The following is a 15,980-nucleotide window of genomic DNA, read 5'->3' as shown; positions in this document are numbered from 1 at the left end:
TGACGGTTCGGACGGGGTTCCAGGCGGGGGGCCGGAAGGGACGGGTCAGTCGGCGGTGCGGCCGCGCATCAGCACCAGATAGATCGCGGCCGAGACGGCGAGCCCGACGAACCAGGCATAGCCGTAAAGATCGGTCCAGAACGGGGCGACCGCGCCGATGATACCGGCCTTGGACAGAAAGCCCGGCAGGTTGGGCAGGATGCCCAGCACCAGCGCGATGATGGCGGCCGGGTTCCAGCCACCCTTGTAGGTATAGGGGCCGTCGGACGAGAACAGCCCGTCGATGTCCAGCCGCGTGCGGCGCAGGAAGAAATAGTCCGCGATCAGCAGCCCGGCGATGGGGCCCAGCAGCGCCGAATAGCCCACCAGCCAGACGAAGAGATAATCGCCCGCACTCTCCATCAGCTTCCAGGGAAACATCGCGATGCCGATGGCGGCGGTGATGTAGCCCCCCATCCTGAACGAAATCTTTGCCGGCGCCAGGTTGGAAAAGCCGTTGGCGGGGGCCACCATATTGGCGGCGATGTTGGTGGTCAGCGTCGCCACCAGCAGGGCGAACAGCGCCAGCACCACGCCCATGCCGCCCATGCGGCCGGCCAGCGCCACGGGGTCCCAGACCGCCTCGCCATAGATCACCACGGTGGCCGAGGTGACGGCGACGCCGATGAAGGCGAACAGCGCCATCGGCAGCGGCAGGCCGATCGCCTGGCCCAGGAACTGGTCACGCTGGCTGCGGGCGAAGCGGGTGAAATCGGGGATGTTCAGCGCCATCGTCGCCCAGAAGCCGACCATGGCGGTCAGCCCGGGCCAGAACACCGACCAGAACTGCCCTTCTTTGGCACCGCCGGGGCCGAAGGCCGACGGCTGCGAGAACATGGCGCCGAAGCCGCCCGCATTGACATAGGCCCAGCCCAGCAGCGCCAGCCCCATGGCCAGCAGCACCGGGGCCGCGGCCTTTTCCAGCCAGCGGATGGATTCGGTGCCCTTGGCCACGAACCACAGATGCAGGCCCCAGAAGGCCAGGAAGCACAGCAGCTGGGCGACATCAATGCCCAGCCCCGGCAGGGGCGCACCGGTGACGCCGCCGCCGGTGATCGCATTCAGGATCACATAGATCGCCTGACCGCCGACCCAGGTGTTGATGCCGAACCAGCCGCAGGCGACCAGGCCGCGCATCAGCGCCGGCAGCCTTGCCCCGCGGGTGCCGAAGGATGCCCTGAGCAGCACCGGAAAGGGGATGCCGTGTTTGGCGCCGGCATGGCCCACCGCCATCATCGGCACCAGCACGATCAGGTTCCCGACCAGCACGGTCGCAACCGCCTGCCACCAGGTCATGCCTTCCGACACCAGGCCGGCGGCGATCATATAGGTCGGCACGCAGACCACCATGCCGACCCAGAGGGCGGCGATCGACGGCCAGTCCCAATTGCGCTGATCGGCCGTGGTCGGGGCCAGATCCTCGTTCCAGAGGGCGGGGTCGTGCACGGCGGCATGCCGTGATGCGGCGCCGTGCGCCGCGCTCGGTTTCGGGGCCGCACCGCGCGCGGCAGCACCGTACTCCATGCGATCCGACATGGGATCTCTCATCCTCCCGGGCATGGGACCGCCGGCAGCCCGCCCCTGGCCATCCTCCGTCGCGCGCGGACGCGGGGGTGTGACGGGGGATGCGGGGGCATGGATGCCGGTGGTCCGTGATCGTCCAGCCTGTTCTTATCTTCTGCACCGGTTCCGGGGAAGCCGGCCCCCTTCGTCGGCCATCACTCGGCGGCGTCGACCGTCTCCGGGGTGCCGGCGGCGGCGGGCTGCGCCATCGGGTTGTTGGGGTGCTGGGTCCAGTTCAGGTATTCGGTGCCGGCATCCACCCGTTCCATGGTGATGCAGTTGTCCACCGGGCAGGCCAGCATGCACAGATTGCAGCCGACGCATTCGCTGTCGACCACGTCGAAATAGCGCGCGCCGTCCTTCTCGGCCGTGATCGCCTGATGCGAGGTATCCTCGCAGGCGATGTGGCACAGGCCGCATTTGATGCACTTGTCCTGGTCGATCCGCGCCTTGATGTCGTATTTCAGATTCAGGAACTGCCAGTCGGTGACGTTCGGCACCGCCATGCCGCGGAAGTCGTCGATCCGGGCATAGCCCTTCTCGTCCATCCAGTTGTTCAGCCCGTCGATCATGTCGCGGACGATGCGGAAGCCGTAATGCATCGCGGCGGTGCAGACCTGCACGCCACCGCAGCCCAGCGCGATGAACTCCGCCGCATCCCGCCAGGACTGCACGCCGCCGATGCCCGAGATCGGCAGGCCGCGGGTCGCGGCATCGCGGGCGATTTCGGCCACCATGTTGAGCGCGATCGGCTTTACCGCCGGGCCGCAATAGCCGCCATGGGTCCCCTTGCCGTCGACCGTCGGCGTCGGCGCCATCACGTCCAGGTCGACCGAGACGATCGAGTTGATGGTGTTGATCAGCGACACCGCATCGGCGCCGCCATTCTTCGCCGCCCGCGCCGACTGGCGGACATCGGTGATGTTGGGGGTCAGCTTCACGATGGTCGGCAGGCGCGAATGCTTCTTCACCCAGCGGGTGACCATCTCGACATATTCCGGCACCTGGCCGACGGCCGCACCCATGCCGCGTTCCGACATGCCGTGGGGGCAGCCGAAATTCAGCTCCAGCCCGTCGCAGCCGGTCTCTTCGACCCTGGGCAGGATCCAGGCCCAGTCGGCCTCGTTGCAGGGCACCATCAGCGAGACCACGACCGCCCGGTCGGGCCAGTTGCGCTTCACCCGCGCAATCTCTTCCAGGTTCACCGCCAGAGGCCGGTCGGTGATCAGCTCGATATTGTTCAGGCCGGCGATGCGCTGGCCGTTATACGACACCGCGCCATAGCGCGAGGACACGTTCACCACCGGCGGGTCGATGCCCAGCGTCTTCCAGACCACGCCGCCCCAGCCGGCCTCGAAGGCGCGGACGACGTTGTATTCCTTGTCGGTCGGCGGGGCGGATGCCAGCCAGAACGGATTGGGAGAGCGGATGCCGGCGATGTCGCAGGAAAGGTCGGCCATGACGGGATATCCTTCCGAAATTCTGGGTCAGGCCGCGCGGCCCTGGGCGGCGGCAAGGGCGGCATCGATCGAAAGCGCCGCCTGCTTGCCGTGCTCCACCGCCTGAACGGTCAGGTCGATGCCACCGGCGACGCAGTCGCCGCCGGCCCAGACGCCGACAAGCGAGGTGGCGAAGCCGGCATCGACGGCGATCCGGTCGCCGGCCATTTCCAACACCGCCGCACCGCCGAAACCGTCGGGCAGCAGCACCTGGCCGATCGCCAGCAGCACCTGATCGGCGGCGATCAGCCGGGTCTCGCCGGTATCCACCGCGCGCCCGTCCTCGCCGGCGCGGGTATAGGCGAATTCCACCCCCGTCACCCGGCCATCGGTCCCGTGAACCTTCACCGGCCGCATCCAGGTGCGCAGCACCACGCCGTTCGACCGGGCAAAATCCTGCTCCACCGGCGTGGCGCTCATCTGGCCGGTGCCGCGGCGATAGACCATGGTGACGTCTTCGGCGCCCAGCTTCTTCGACTGCACCGCCGCATCGACCGCGGTGTTGCCGCCGCCGATCACCACCACCCGGCGGCCGACCGGCAGGGTCGAAAGGTCATCGGCCTGGCGCAGCCGGGCGATGAAGTCGACGGCGGGCTCCACCCCCGCCAGCGTCTCGCCCCCGGCGCCCAGCGCGCGGACCGCACCCAGGCCAAGCCCCAGGAACACGGCGTCATACTCGGCGCGCAGCTGATCCAGGGTGATGTCGCGGCCCAGCATCTGGCCGGTCTTCACCTCGATGCCGCCGATCGACAGGATCCAGGCGACCTCGCGGGCGGCGAAATCATCGACCGTCTTATAGGCGGCGATGCCGTATTCGTTCAGCCCGCCCGCCTTCTCGCGCGCCTCGAACACCGTGACGTCATGGCCCAGCACGGCCAGGCGATGGGCACAGGAAAGCCCCGCCGGCCCGCCGCCCACGACAGCCACCCGCCGGCCGCTGGGGGCGGCCCGCCGGAACAGCTGGGTTGCGGGCGTGGTGTCGCTGCCATAGACCCATTCGGTGGCGTGGCGCTGCAGCAGGCCGATCTCGACCGGCTTGTCGTCCTGGTCGTGGCGCACGCAGGCCTGTTCGCACAGGATCTCGGTCGGGCAGACCCGGGCGCACATGCCGCCCATGATGTTGGCCGACAGGATATCGGTCGCGGCCCCCTTCATGTTCTCGGTCGCGATCTTGCGGATGAAGCTCGGGATGTCGATGGAGGTGGGGCACGCCTTCACGCAGGGCGCGTCCCAGCAGAAATGGCAGCGGCTCGCCTCGACCAGCGCCGCCCGCCGGTTCAGCGGCGGATGGGCATCGAGGAAGTTCCGGCCCAGGTCTTCCGCCGGCAGACGGCCGGCCCGGATGTCACCCGTCTCGTCCATGATGAAGCTCGTCCTTCGTCTGTCATTGGTTGTCGGCCGGGGCTCTCTCAACCAAGGATAGAGACGGTAGAACCACCCCTGCCCTTCGCGGGTCCGCCGATCCGTTGCCCCTGCGGCACCCTCGGGTGCCGCAGGGGGTCGTCACGTTCCTGAAAGCGTCGGATCAGGCCGCGTCGGCAGCGGCCCCCGATCCGGCATTGGCCCGTTCCAGCATCGCGCCCAGCAGCACTTCCGCCCCGGCCGCAACCCATTCGGGCTTCGCATCCTCGATCTCGTTGTGGCTGATGCCGTCGATGCAGGGGATGAAGATCATGCCCGTGGGGGCGACCTTCGCCAGATAGCAGGCATCGTGGCCGGCGCCCGAGACGATGTCGCGGTTGCTGAAGCCCGCGGCCGCAGTGGCGGCGCGCACGGCGTTGACGCAGCCCTCTTCGAAGGGCACCGGCGCGTAGTAGAAGATCTGCTCGACCTTGGCGTCCAGCCGGCCGTCGGCCACCACCTCGTCGATGGCGGCGCGCAGCTCGCGATCCATCTTGGAGAGCACTTCGTCCGAGGGATGGCGCAGGTCGATGGTGAAGAACACCCGGCCCGGGATGACGTTGCGGCTGTTGGGATGAACCTGCATCAGCCCCACCGTCGCGCAGGCGACCGGCGCATTGTCGAGACCGATCTTATTGACCGCCTGAACGATCTTCGCCGCCCCCAGCAGGGCGTCGCGGCGGATCGGCATCGGGGTCGGGCCGGCATGGGCTTCCTGGCCGGTCAGCACCACCTCGTACCAGCGCTGGCCCTGGGCGTGGGTGACGATGCCGATGGTCTTGCCCTCGGCCTCCAGGATCGGGCCCTGTTCGATATGGGCCTCGAAATAGGCGCCGACCGGCTTGCCCACCGGCTGGTCGCCGGCATAGCCGATCCGCTCCAGCTCCTGGCCCATGGTCTTGCCGTCCAGATCGGCGCGGCTGAGACCGTATTCCAGGTCGAACACCCCCGCGAACACGCCCGACGCGACCATGGCCGGGGCGAAGCGCGAGCCTTCCTCATTGGTCCAGACCGCCACCTCGACCGGCGCCTCGGTCTCGTAATTGAGGTCGTTGAGCGTGCGCAGCACCTCAAGACCCGCCAGCACGCCATAGACGCCGTCGAAACGGCCGCCGGTGGGCTGGCTGTCCAGATGGCTGCCGGTCATCACCGGCGGCAGCGAGGGGTTGCGGCCTTCGCGGCGGGCGAAGATGTTGCCCATCTTGTCCACCGTGATGGTGCAGCCCGCCTCCTTCGCCCATTTCACGAACAGATCGCGGCCCTGGCGGTCCAGATCGGTCAGCGCCAGGCGGCAGACGCCGCCCTTTTCGGTGGCACCGATTTTCGCCATCTCCATCAGGCTGTCCCAGAGCCGCTCGCCGTTGATCCGGATGTTCGACATGGTGTGATCGTCCCCTGATCCTGTGTCTCGAATACGATGCGATGAGATGAGTCTACACCCGTGCCGCATGGGCGGCGGCATCGGATCTGCCGTGCCCGCTCATCCCATCGTCGGAAAATTGAACTGCGCGCCGGCGCGGATGCCGGTGGGCCAGCGCTGGGTGACGGTCTTGAGGCGGGTGTAGAACTTCACGCCTTCCGGTCCGTAGATATGATGGGCGCCGAAGAGCGAGCGCTTCCAGCCGCCGAAGCTGTGATAGGCGACCGGCACCGGCAGCGGCACGTTGACGCCGACCATGCCGATCCGGACCCGGCTCACGAAATCGCGCGCCGCATCGCCGTCGCGGGTGAAGAGCGCGGTGCCGTTGCCGTATTCATGGGCATTGATCATGCCCACCGCCTCTTCGTACGAGCCGCTGCGTACCACCGACAGCACCGGGCCGAAGATCTCTTCGCGGTAGATGGTCATGTCGGTCGTCACCCGGTCGAACAGGGTGCCGCCGACGAAATAGCCGTTCTCATAGCCCTGCAGGCGGAAATTGCGGCCGTCGACCAGCAGTTTCGCGCCCTCTTCCACGCCCTTGTCGATATAGCCGCGCACCTTGCGGGCGTGGATGTCGGAAATCAGCGGCCCCATTTCGGCGGCGCTGTCGGTCGCGGGGCCGACCTTCAGAGCCTCGACCCGCGGGATCAGCTTTTCGACCAGCCGGTCGGCGGTCTCCTCGCCCACCGGCACGGCCACCGAAATCGCCATGCAGCGCTCGCCCGCCGAGCCGTAGCCGGCCCCCATCAGCGCATCCACCGCCTGGTCCAGATCGGCATCGGGCAGGATGACCATGTGGTTCTTGGCGCCGCCCAGCGCCTGGACCCGCTTGCCGGCCGCGGTACCGGTCGCATAGACATATTCGGCGATCGGGGTGGAGCCCACGAAGCTCACCGCTTCGATCCGCGGATCGGTCAGCAGCACGTCCACGGCTTCCTTGTCGCCATGGACGACGTTCAGCACCCCCGCCGGCAGGCCGGCCTCGTGCGCGATTTCGGCCACCAGCAGCGCAGCGCTCGGATCCTTCTCCGACGGCTTCAGGATGAAGGTGTTGCCGGCGGCGATCGCCAGCGGGAACATCCACAGCGGCACCATGGCCGGGAAGTTGAACGGCGTGATGCCGGCGACCACGCCCAGCGGCTCGCGGACATCGAAACTGTCGATCGCCGGGCCGACATTGCGGCTGTATTCACCCTTCAGCAGCTGCGGAATGCCGCAGGCGAATTCCACCACCTCGATGCCGCGGGCCACCTCGCCCAGCGCATCGGCATGGGTCTTGCCGTGTTCGGCGCTGATCGCGCGGGCGATCTCGTCGGCGCGGGCATCGAGCAACTCCTTGAAGCGGAACATGATCCGGCCGCGCTTGGCCGGCGGGGTCGCCGCCCAGGCCGGGAAGGCCTCTGCCGCCACGCCGATCGCGCGCTCCACCTCGGCCCGGGTCGCAAGGCCAAGCTCGGCCGTCTGCTCGCCGGTTGCAGGATTGAACACCGGGCTGCGGCGGGGGCCTGCGGGGGCGACGCGCGCGCCGCCGATCAGATGCTCGATGGTCCGGGACATGGGGTGGTCTTTCGTCCTCTGCGGGCCGCCCTGGCGGCTGAACGCCATCGGGCGGGATGTTTGCGGGGGGAATACCGGTCGGGAGCGGGTAATGGTCGGAAGCGGGTAATGGTCGGAAGGGGGCGGCCGCCTGGGCGTAGCCGGCTTCGGACGCAGCTCTCCCGTCGCGTCGCGGGCAGTCCGCAGACGGAAAGCGGGCGTCGTCACATATCCATGCGGCGGATGTCGGGCTTCGGAAACGACAACGCAGCCCGGCCCCAGGGGGTCAGGGGGCGGATAGCGTCCCGCGCAGGTCACCCGACATGGGTCACCGAGGGTCGGTCAGTCGAAGCTGGTCATTCTCAAAGGGCCTCCCGGCATATCGGTCGAAACGGGTGGAGGGTGTCCACACGCCCGCTCGGCTCGGCCATACTGCTCCACTGTCAGACGGCGCCGGGTCTCTCCCACCGGTGCTCGCCCTCACCGGGCCGCTTGACGCGGCCTCTGTCTTCCTGATCCTGGAACGATGTGCGCGGGGGGCGCTTCACCGGTCCCGGGAGCGACGTGATCGTTCTCGATCTTCATCGCCTGAAGAACAGGTTAGACGTATCCTGACCAAGCGGTCAAGATGTCCTGAACGGGTTTTGACAGATCGGTCCGCATCGCGCGACCGTTGTGCCATTGCCTCCCATGCCCGCCCCGCCTCCCATGTCCGCCCCCGTGCCTCTGCGCTCTGCCCCACTTCCATCTTCCCAAGGACGCCCCCGATCGATGCCCGACCCCGCCGGACCTGCTCCCGAGTCCCCCCGGCAGCCCCTGCCGCGCAAGGCCCAGATCCGCGAGGAGAACACCGTCGCCATCCTGGCGGCGGCGGAAGAGGTTTTCGCCGAGATGGGCTTTCGCGGCGCCAGCACGGCGGCGATCGCCGAACGCGCCGGCGTGCCCAAGGCCAATCTGCACTACTATTTCCGCACCAAGAACCAACTCTACGCCCGCGTGCTGGAAAGCATCATCACCGAGTGGTTCGAGGCCGCCGACCGCTTCGGGGTCAGTGACGACCCGGTGGAGGCGATCGACCATTACGTCCGCGCCAAGATGGAGCTGTCGCGCACCCGCCCCGCCGCCTCGAAGGTCTTCGCGAACGAGATCATCCACGGTGCGCCGCAGCTGATGGTCTATTTGCGCACGACGCTGCGCAACTGGGCCGCCACACGCGCCGCGGATATCGACCGCTGGGTCGCCCAGGGCCGCATCGACCCGGTCGACCCCTATCATCTGCTGTTCATGATCTGGGCGGTCACCCAGCATTACGCCGATTTCTCGTGCCAGATCCAGGCGGTGCTCGACCGCGACCGGCTGCCCCGCGCCGAATTCGACCGCGCGGCCGAGCAGATCACCCGGATCATCGTCAAGGGCATCGGCGCGCTGGACCGGCGGGATGCGGCGGATGCCGGCGCCTCGAAGGGCACGGCGGCATAAGCGGCATGATCCGCACACCGGACGAGACGCCGTGGCTGGCGCTCAGCCTTGCGCGCCCCCGTCCCCCACATAGGGTCTACAACGCCCGCAGCCCGAGGAGGCCGGCATGCCGTCGATTACGGTCAGGGATGTTTCTCACGAGACCGATCATGCGCTGCGCGTCAGGGCCGCCATGAACGGACGGAGCGCTGAAGCCGAATTGCGGGTGATTCTGGAAGAAGCCGTCCGGCCCGAACGCCAGGCTGCCGAAGATCAGCCGGTGCGGCTCGGCTCCCTGCTTGCCGCGATCGGTCGCGAAGCCGGCGGTGTGGATATTGATGTCGAGCGGGATCATCAGCCGACGCCCCCGCTCCCTCCGCAGTAAGCGCCCCCTCCCCGCACGGGCCAGACATCTTTCTTTCCGTATTCCCTAAAAAACTGAGAATTCCGTCATCCCCGCGCAGGCGGGGATCCACCTTTGGTGCCGCGTGATGCCCTTCGCCGGGCCGTCTCAGACGTCAAGCGCCCCGACCACCCGGTGCAGCGCAGCCACGATGTCCTCTGTATCCCGATGCCGTACCAGCGGGTTCAGGGTTTCGGTCACCACGACACCCTCCGCCTGCGCGACCAGCCGCCGCACGGCGCCAAGGGTGACACCGTCCGCGCCGGGAAAACGCGCCACCACATAGCACCCGGGCGTCACCGGCCGGGCCGGGTTCACCAGGACCACTTGTCCCGGCGAATAGCGCGGCTCCATGCTCGTGTCATGCACGAACACGGCATAAGCGGCCGGCGCGCGGTCCAGCGAGCGGGGACGGTCAATGTACTGAACAGCATCTCCGTCGAGCCAAAGCATGCCCTCGCAGGACCTCTCCCGGCGACCGAACACCGGCAGCAGCGTCGCACCAGTTGCGGAGCGAGCCGACACACCGCCAGAGGGTGCTCCGGCCAGGAAAGCGTCGACCACCGGCCCATCAGACAGCAACGCCTCTTCGCGCACGCCGATCACCCGGGCGATCCGCCTGATCCAGTCGGGCGACAGCTTGCGCTCCCCGGTCTCCAGACGGTGGATCTGCTGATAGCTGGTATTGAGGCGATCGGCCAGTTCCCGTCGCGACACCCCTGCGGCCTCGCGCAGGATCGTCAGCCGGGCGGCCTCCTTGGGTCGCGTGGTCATAGGGGCGATCCCACCAGATCGCACCGGCACCGGAATAGCACCATTCCGGTGAATCATTCTTGATAATACACCATTTTGGTGCTCAAAATGACGAACGGCCGGACTTGTCGCCCCGTCGCGGCCGGATCGTCGAGGAAACGCCCATGCCCCGGAATGAAGAGACGACCGTGAATGGCAGCACGATCGGCGACAGTGCCCCGACCGGGGGCCTGCCGGACAACGACATGTGCGACCGGCAGATGCCTGCCCCCTGCCCCGTCGCCCTGCTCGCTGCGGATTGGGCGATCCTCGACGATCACGTCACGGCACTCTGGTCAAACCCGGAAACCGAGGGCGGGCTGTGCCTGGCCCTCGACACCTGGCGCAACGCCCTGACCGCCCGCGCCCTGGCCCTGGCGCCGACCTCGGCCGCAGGCGCCGCCTTCCAGGCCCATCTGATCGCACTCGACATCACCACCGCCGCCTGCGGTGATATGCCGGACGACGAGCGCACCCGCACCCTGATCGCCGCGGCGACGGGCGCCCGAAACCTGCTTCGCTATCTCACCACGCTGCGGATGATGACGGCGAACCGCCCGGGTGCGACGGATGTGCCGCCGCCGGTGGGGCGGGGCGAGTGATATAGTTACATCAGAGCGAGCTAAAACATTCTGTTCTATATTATCATGCGGCCCTTACAATTTGATAGTAATCGCCGGATTAAAAGAGTGGTTAAGTCCCGCTTCTGGAGTATACAGATCATCCATTCAGCACTTGGTAAATGCTAGCTCCCATGCGAGCCGAGCATAAGCATCTCGCCACTCTTCTAGTGAAATATCGCCCAACTCGTGCTGATCTTTCATTTCAAAAATTGACGCCTTTCTTAGAATTTCTCGCAGACCTTGGACATCTTGGTGTGTTATTTTTTCAAAAAAAGAGAGGAGATATTCCCCTTTACTGCGGATAAAAGACGGGATTTTCATATAATATTCCACTTCGGGCTTCGGCCGCCCCTCTACTCCCAGGCCCAGGGCCGTCATACCAACAAAGTCGCGCAGAGCAATAAAAAATTCATCGAACTCAGGAGGTCGCCTGAAGAGCGTGATGCCTGTACGCGAGAGTATTTTCTCATCATAAACGCCCAACATCATCCTCAGAATCGGCTCTCCCACCTGTTCACTCAAAATGCTGTGTTGATTTCTACGGCTCAACAAATATGCATAGTCCATAGGAATCATGTTGTTAATTACCGGAGCTACACATATGTCTTCATTATATGAAAGTTTATTATATATTCTTTCACCTATTTCTGTAGCCTTGCTTATCCAATTCTTAAAGTTGTCATAATCTTCAATCTGAAATGACGCAACAAACCGCGAAGGCCATAGCCATCCATCTTCCAAAGAAGGAGCATATATCTTGATATTAGGAATCTCCTCCATCGCAATCTCCTTAATTATACACGCCCGCGCCATTATTCTTCTTGAAAGAGAACTCTTTGATCTAGTTACGATAGCCTTAAATGCAGATTTTGAAGATGAGTGACGCATGGTCCAGCGTTTCTGTATTTTCTCACCGGACGCAGCCGCTTCAAGCGCCACGATCTCTATGTCCATAAGTAATTCCTCAACAAAATCTAGTATTTTAGGTGCAGATTTATATATGAGCGACCACGGCTCCCCACGAACCTTTTCCACGTGAAGCCGCAATTCGTAGATATTTACCGCAAACGGTAGAGCGCCCTCCGGAAGGCTGCAAATATTGTAGGCAATTCGGCCATTTAAACTGAAAACCAAGTGTTGCAGAGGTGTCAAAGTAATATTAATTGGCATAGACGAAATATCTGAAATTGTCGGGGGATCGGCCGGCGCAAGTAAATTATCGCATTCATCCACGATTGAGTTCAATATCTTGAGAGCATTATCATTTACCGAATTAACCATAGCGCTATCCAGTAACTTATTGAGCGCGTGGTATCCTTGTGTAAGAAGGTTTATCCCTCGTGACAGATACACAGACCAGCTATCAGTACCCACGGCACGTGCGACCGCTTCCACCACGCTATGATTTAAATAAACTAGAGCATCTGGACATCCCACTTCTCGAGAAATTCTTTTTTCTGCATCCAATTGAAGTGACTTTCTGCCAGAAAAATCTACAAGCCTAACGCAGGCGATATCAATTGACGGGTCAAGTCGCAGAATACATTTTGCGTATCGAAACAACCGCTCGCTCGGATTTTCATTACGATCCAAAACTGCTTCAAAAATATCAGCGCGCGCAATCTTTTTTTCATCAGAGAAATCAAAAACAATCGGAAGAAAAAAAGGCGTGTTTTTCACAAAAATTTCGATTAAATTTTGTTTATTTTTATTAATATATTTTGATTTATAGGATTTTGATATCAAAATATCTATTGCTTCAGCTGCATCCATTATCTCTATAATCTGCCCTAACTCATAATTTTCAAAAGGAATGCAAATTTCAGCTAGGATGTTTTTCTGAAGCAGATCCAAATTTGAACTCACAAGAATTCGGAGCATCCAGATCAGATCATCTGGAGCTATCTTTTTCTCCGACAAAAGTGCTTCAAATATTATTGAAGTTATATACGGAGGATGAAATCGCGACCTCGCCCGCTCCATCAGAGCTCGTCCCCGATCTGCTACTTTCTGCAAATCTGTAGTATTTGGAAATTGACTTGGTGAATTCCCTACTATAACAGAAAATGTTGCAAATTTAGGTGGTATACCGTGGACTTCCAGCTCCTCTACCCATTGACGAGCCAATAATATAAGTACACCTTCTCGCAAACCACGAAGTGCGTTACTGACCTCTGAAGGAACAGAGTTTGACGAAAAGCGGCAGGAGATGATTCTGGTAGCTTCTGTCTCGTTTATGATTTCGCTAGTTATAATACCTCGGCCACATTGAACAAGTGAGTCAGGAGCTGCCAATTGCAACGCAATAACAGCCTGCTCACGTTCCGAACAATAACCCACTGCAGAAAGTACCTTACTGATCGCAATAGCTCGCAACGAATGCAGACCCACGATTCGTGTACGGTCCTCGTTGATTCGCAGCAGATGCTCATCAATTAGTCTACCTAGAGCACGAGTCATATCTCCTCGATTTATTTGAATTGAGTTACACAAATCATCTAAAAGAACTGTGCCTCCGTGAGCAGCAATGAGAGCTGTTGCTGATAGAATATTTAGCTCATCGTCTCTTTTTTCCCGGAGTCTGACACTTACTTGATCAGAAATTATAGCATCAAGACGCTGACCTTTATTTAAAATATGGGTGTACTCAAGTAGAAGACCGTTGGATCTGTTCCAGGGTTCGCGCCAGCCAGGCCACTTTGTGTGTAATAATTTTTGCATCTTCTCCCAAATATTTTTAGCGAGATTTTCATCTGGCTTTGCAAATATTTCAAGAATATTGTGTCGACTTGACAGAAGCGCTATATCTTCCGAACGTGCAGATCCGAGCAATACTAAATTCGGGTGCGAAGCCAAACGAGAATGGAGAGCATTCCAGGCCTCCAGTCTCCCTCGGCCAACATCATCCACAACGAAGCCGATTGGTACACTTGCATATGCCTCCAGAAAGGCTGTCAGTGCGTCGTTGTCAGGAGCATCTACACCATTGACCCTGAGCCAACGGCGATGACTGCGTGCAGCAATTACCGCATTCCACATCAACCCCGATTTCCCCGCTCCTGAAGGCCCCGTGACAATAACCGCACGTGTTTTTTCGAGCCCATGGAGGATAGGTGCGGTAGCATCAGGCCGATCGATAGCGAGGCCAGCCGCAAAATGACCCGGCTGTACATCGACCCCCAAATAGAACCCATCATCAAATATTTGAGAATCTAAATCTACAAACGCACAGAATCCGGACACAAGAAGTTGTTTGAGTCGAGATGAATCTACTGCTAAGAGTACATGTGAGATAATCTTGTCTATATCGTTTACAGTTAAATATCTTTTATTTTCACCTGATCGATCCCCATTCAGACTCGCTAGATGCCCCACTTCGCGAGCAAGTGTGATCGCCGTTAATTCAGCTGAGATCGGCGTCACATTCTTATAATCTATAAGTAATGACATTGCTGATGCCAAAGGATCAGGCTCAATCATCAAGAAAGATTGTCGCGCCTCAGGCGGAGAATTTTTAAATAATATACTCGCCGGAACAATTTTTTCTTTATTGATGTTTTTCGAACGCTCACAAACGAGAATATATTGCACAATATTGGCATCTAAATCTACTGACCTGCGCCACAAATTCTTGAACGATTTAATGTCTTCAGCGTTGCTACGAGGCCGAGCACCGGGGCGCGTTGACTTGGCATCCACCAGCATAATTCGTCCATCATTCGCGCGTAATTCGTAGTCATCGGAGCCCTCGGGGACGAGTTCATGAAAATTGATTTCCCCAGTTACCATTCTTATGGCAAATAATGCCCCCAGATGGTCCTGATAACGGAAACCGCGGCCTGCGTTTGACCCCGCCGACATTAAATACCTCTCAAGTTTACTAAATCCGTGTTTTGAAGCCCACGATATTTACGCGCGGTTAGGAAATTAATCATATACTAAAGGTGATCGTTGTGCACCCTTCATGCAGGCGGGCAGCAGAACTCGTCGTCCTGCATTGACATTGCACCTTTTCAATACAAGGCCGGCATGAGCGCGAATATAAAAACCTTTCTGCTGGACAATCAAATAAATAAGGACAGCAGCTCACATCAGAGCTCCAACAACGCGGTCGCCAAGAGTGCGCATACGAGGGTAGATCAGCATATCCTTCCTCTTCGATCCATCCTTCTTCCCCGCCGGGCAGCGGCGTGCCGGGCATGCGTCAGGACTGGCCGACAGGCTTGCCGCAGCGGGCAATGACCTCGGCGGAAGCCATGCCGGTCCAGATGGTGCCTATGACGACCGCCATCGCGAAGGCTTTCGATATGGCACCATCCCCCGCACCAGCGCGCCCTGCGGATCAGATCATCCGCTCGACCGTAATCCCCTCGGGCAGCCCGGCGGTGTCCACCTCCACGCGGTAGTCGTCGAAGCTGCGCGGCGGGCGGGCCTCGTCGGGGGTGGCGCGGGTGACGGTTACGCGCTTGAACAGCTTGTGCGCCGGGGCGTTGCCGATGGCGCTGTCATGCCGGAACACCACCAGTTCGCGCGCGGTCATCTCCCCGCGTGCAGCCGAGCGGTCGTGGTCGAACATGTTCTGCAGCGCCGCCCAGAACAAGGCGAGGTCGTCGTCAGAAAAGCCGGTCCGCCCCGCCAGATGGGCGCTGATGAAGCCATGGGCACGATAGAGACCGTAGGGCACGATATGCTTACGGCCCATGGTGCGGATGTCGTTCTTGCCCGGCTCTTCCTTGGTCGCGGCCATGCGGGTGATCGAGATTTCGAGCGGCATGATCGGGTCGATCGAGGTCGCGAAGGTCAGCTGCACCGGGCCGCGGACCTGGCCGGTGTTCATCTCGGTGGTCATCACCGCGCCGAAGGTGCGGATGTCGAAGAAATTGGCGCACATCCAGGCGGTCACCGCGCGCGCCTCTTCCTCCTTCTTGGGCAGCTTCTTCGGCTCAGGCTTGATGTCGAGCGCCTTGTAGGCACGTTCGTGCTGCTCGTTCAGATACGAGCGCTCCCGCATGTAGATCTCATGGCCGGGCGTGCTGCCGGCGACCATGTCGACGAAATTGCGCACCTTGCGCTTCAGGCTGACATCGGTCACCAGCCCCTGATTGGTCTCGGGGTCGAGTCGCGGCAGGTTGCCGGCATCCGGGTCGCCGTTCGGGTTGCCGTTGGTGACGTCGAAGAGATAGACGAAATCATAGCGGTTGCTGATCGCGGTCATGGGAAACGGGCGCTTTCAAAGACGGGGC

Annotated in this window: 11 protein-coding genes; 3 read left to right on the top strand and 8 right to left on the bottom strand. The window is 61.4% G+C overall.

Annotated features, from left to right (window positions below; genetic code table 11):
- Nucleotides 1–45: 45 nt before the first annotated feature.
- The 5 genes from P7L68_RS10610 to P7L68_RS10590 all read right to left on the bottom strand — a co-directional run bounded on the left by P7L68_RS10610 (nucleotide 46) and on the right by P7L68_RS10590 (nucleotide 7,482).
- Entirely contained in the window at nucleotides 46–1,575 is a 1,530-nt protein-coding gene (locus P7L68_RS10610; RefSeq protein ID WP_372005016.1) for an NCS1 family nucleobase:cation symporter-1, read from the bottom strand.
- A 182-nt stretch (nucleotides 1,576–1,757) separates the two neighbouring features.
- Entirely contained in the window at nucleotides 1,758–3,062 is a 1,305-nt protein-coding gene (gene preA / locus P7L68_RS10605; RefSeq protein WP_372005014.1) for an NAD-dependent dihydropyrimidine dehydrogenase subunit PreA, read from the bottom strand.
- 27 nt (nucleotides 3,063–3,089) lie between these two features.
- Nucleotides 3,090–4,463, bottom strand: a complete 1,374-nt coding sequence (locus P7L68_RS10600) for an NAD(P)-dependent oxidoreductase (protein WP_372005012.1) — start codon at nucleotides 4,461–4,463, stop codon at nucleotides 3,090–3,092.
- A gap of 163 nt (nucleotides 4,464–4,626) precedes the next feature.
- On the bottom strand, nucleotides 4,627–5,883 hold the full coding sequence (locus P7L68_RS10595; RefSeq protein ID WP_372005010.1) for a Zn-dependent hydrolase: 1,257 nt from the start codon (nucleotides 5,881–5,883) through the stop codon (nucleotides 4,627–4,629).
- 99 nt (nucleotides 5,884–5,982) lie between these two features.
- Entirely contained in the window at nucleotides 5,983–7,482 is a 1,500-nt protein-coding gene (locus P7L68_RS10590) for a CoA-acylating methylmalonate-semialdehyde dehydrogenase (protein ID WP_372005008.1), read from the bottom strand.
- A 750-nt stretch (nucleotides 7,483–8,232) separates the two neighbouring features.
- Between P7L68_RS10590 and P7L68_RS10585 the strand changes: the two genes are divergently transcribed.
- Both P7L68_RS10585 and P7L68_RS10580 read left to right on the top strand, forming a co-directional pair.
- Nucleotides 8,233–8,940 (top strand): TetR/AcrR family transcriptional regulator, encoded by a 708-nt coding sequence (locus P7L68_RS10585; protein WP_372005006.1) that lies wholly within the window; start codon nucleotides 8,233–8,235, stop codon nucleotides 8,938–8,940.
- A gap of 106 nt (nucleotides 8,941–9,046) precedes the next feature.
- The gene (locus P7L68_RS10580; protein WP_372005004.1) at nucleotides 9,047–9,304 is read left to right on the top strand and encodes a plasmid stability protein; all 258 of its coding nucleotides are present in this window, start codon (nucleotides 9,047–9,049) and stop codon (nucleotides 9,302–9,304) included.
- A gap of 126 nt (nucleotides 9,305–9,430) precedes the next feature.
- Here P7L68_RS10580 and P7L68_RS10575 read toward each other — a convergent pair whose 3' ends face one another.
- On the bottom strand, nucleotides 9,431–10,096 hold the full coding sequence (locus P7L68_RS10575) for an XRE family transcriptional regulator (protein ID WP_372005002.1): 666 nt from the start codon (nucleotides 10,094–10,096) through the stop codon (nucleotides 9,431–9,433).
- Nucleotides 10,097–10,239: 143 nt separating this feature from the next.
- Here P7L68_RS10575 and P7L68_RS10570 point away from each other — a divergent pair, with 143 nt between their 5' ends.
- The gene (locus P7L68_RS10570) at nucleotides 10,240–10,716 is read left to right on the top strand and encodes a hypothetical protein (protein WP_372004999.1); all 477 of its coding nucleotides are present in this window, start codon (nucleotides 10,240–10,242) and stop codon (nucleotides 10,714–10,716) included.
- A gap of 126 nt (nucleotides 10,717–10,842) precedes the next feature.
- Here P7L68_RS10570 and P7L68_RS10565 read toward each other — a convergent pair whose 3' ends face one another.
- Both P7L68_RS10565 and cas7c read right to left on the bottom strand, forming a co-directional pair.
- On the bottom strand, nucleotides 10,843–14,598 hold the full coding sequence (locus P7L68_RS10565; RefSeq protein WP_372004997.1) for a hypothetical protein: 3,756 nt from the start codon (nucleotides 14,596–14,598) through the stop codon (nucleotides 10,843–10,845).
- Between the two features lie 481 nt (nucleotides 14,599–15,079).
- Nucleotides 15,080–15,952: a type I-C CRISPR-associated protein Cas7/Csd2 gene (cas7c, locus tag P7L68_RS10560; protein ID WP_372004995.1), complete on the bottom strand. Its 873-nt coding sequence runs from the start codon at nucleotides 15,950–15,952 to the stop codon at nucleotides 15,080–15,082.
- Between the last annotated feature and the right edge of the window lie 28 nt (nucleotides 15,953–15,980).

This window comes from Tistrella mobilis (genome assembly GCF_041468085.1).
Lineage (GTDB): Bacteria > Pseudomonadota > Alphaproteobacteria > Tistrellales > Tistrellaceae > Tistrella > Tistrella mobilis_A.
Note: the sequence above shows the minus strand (reverse complement) of the source record. Positions and strands in the feature narration are given on the sequence as shown.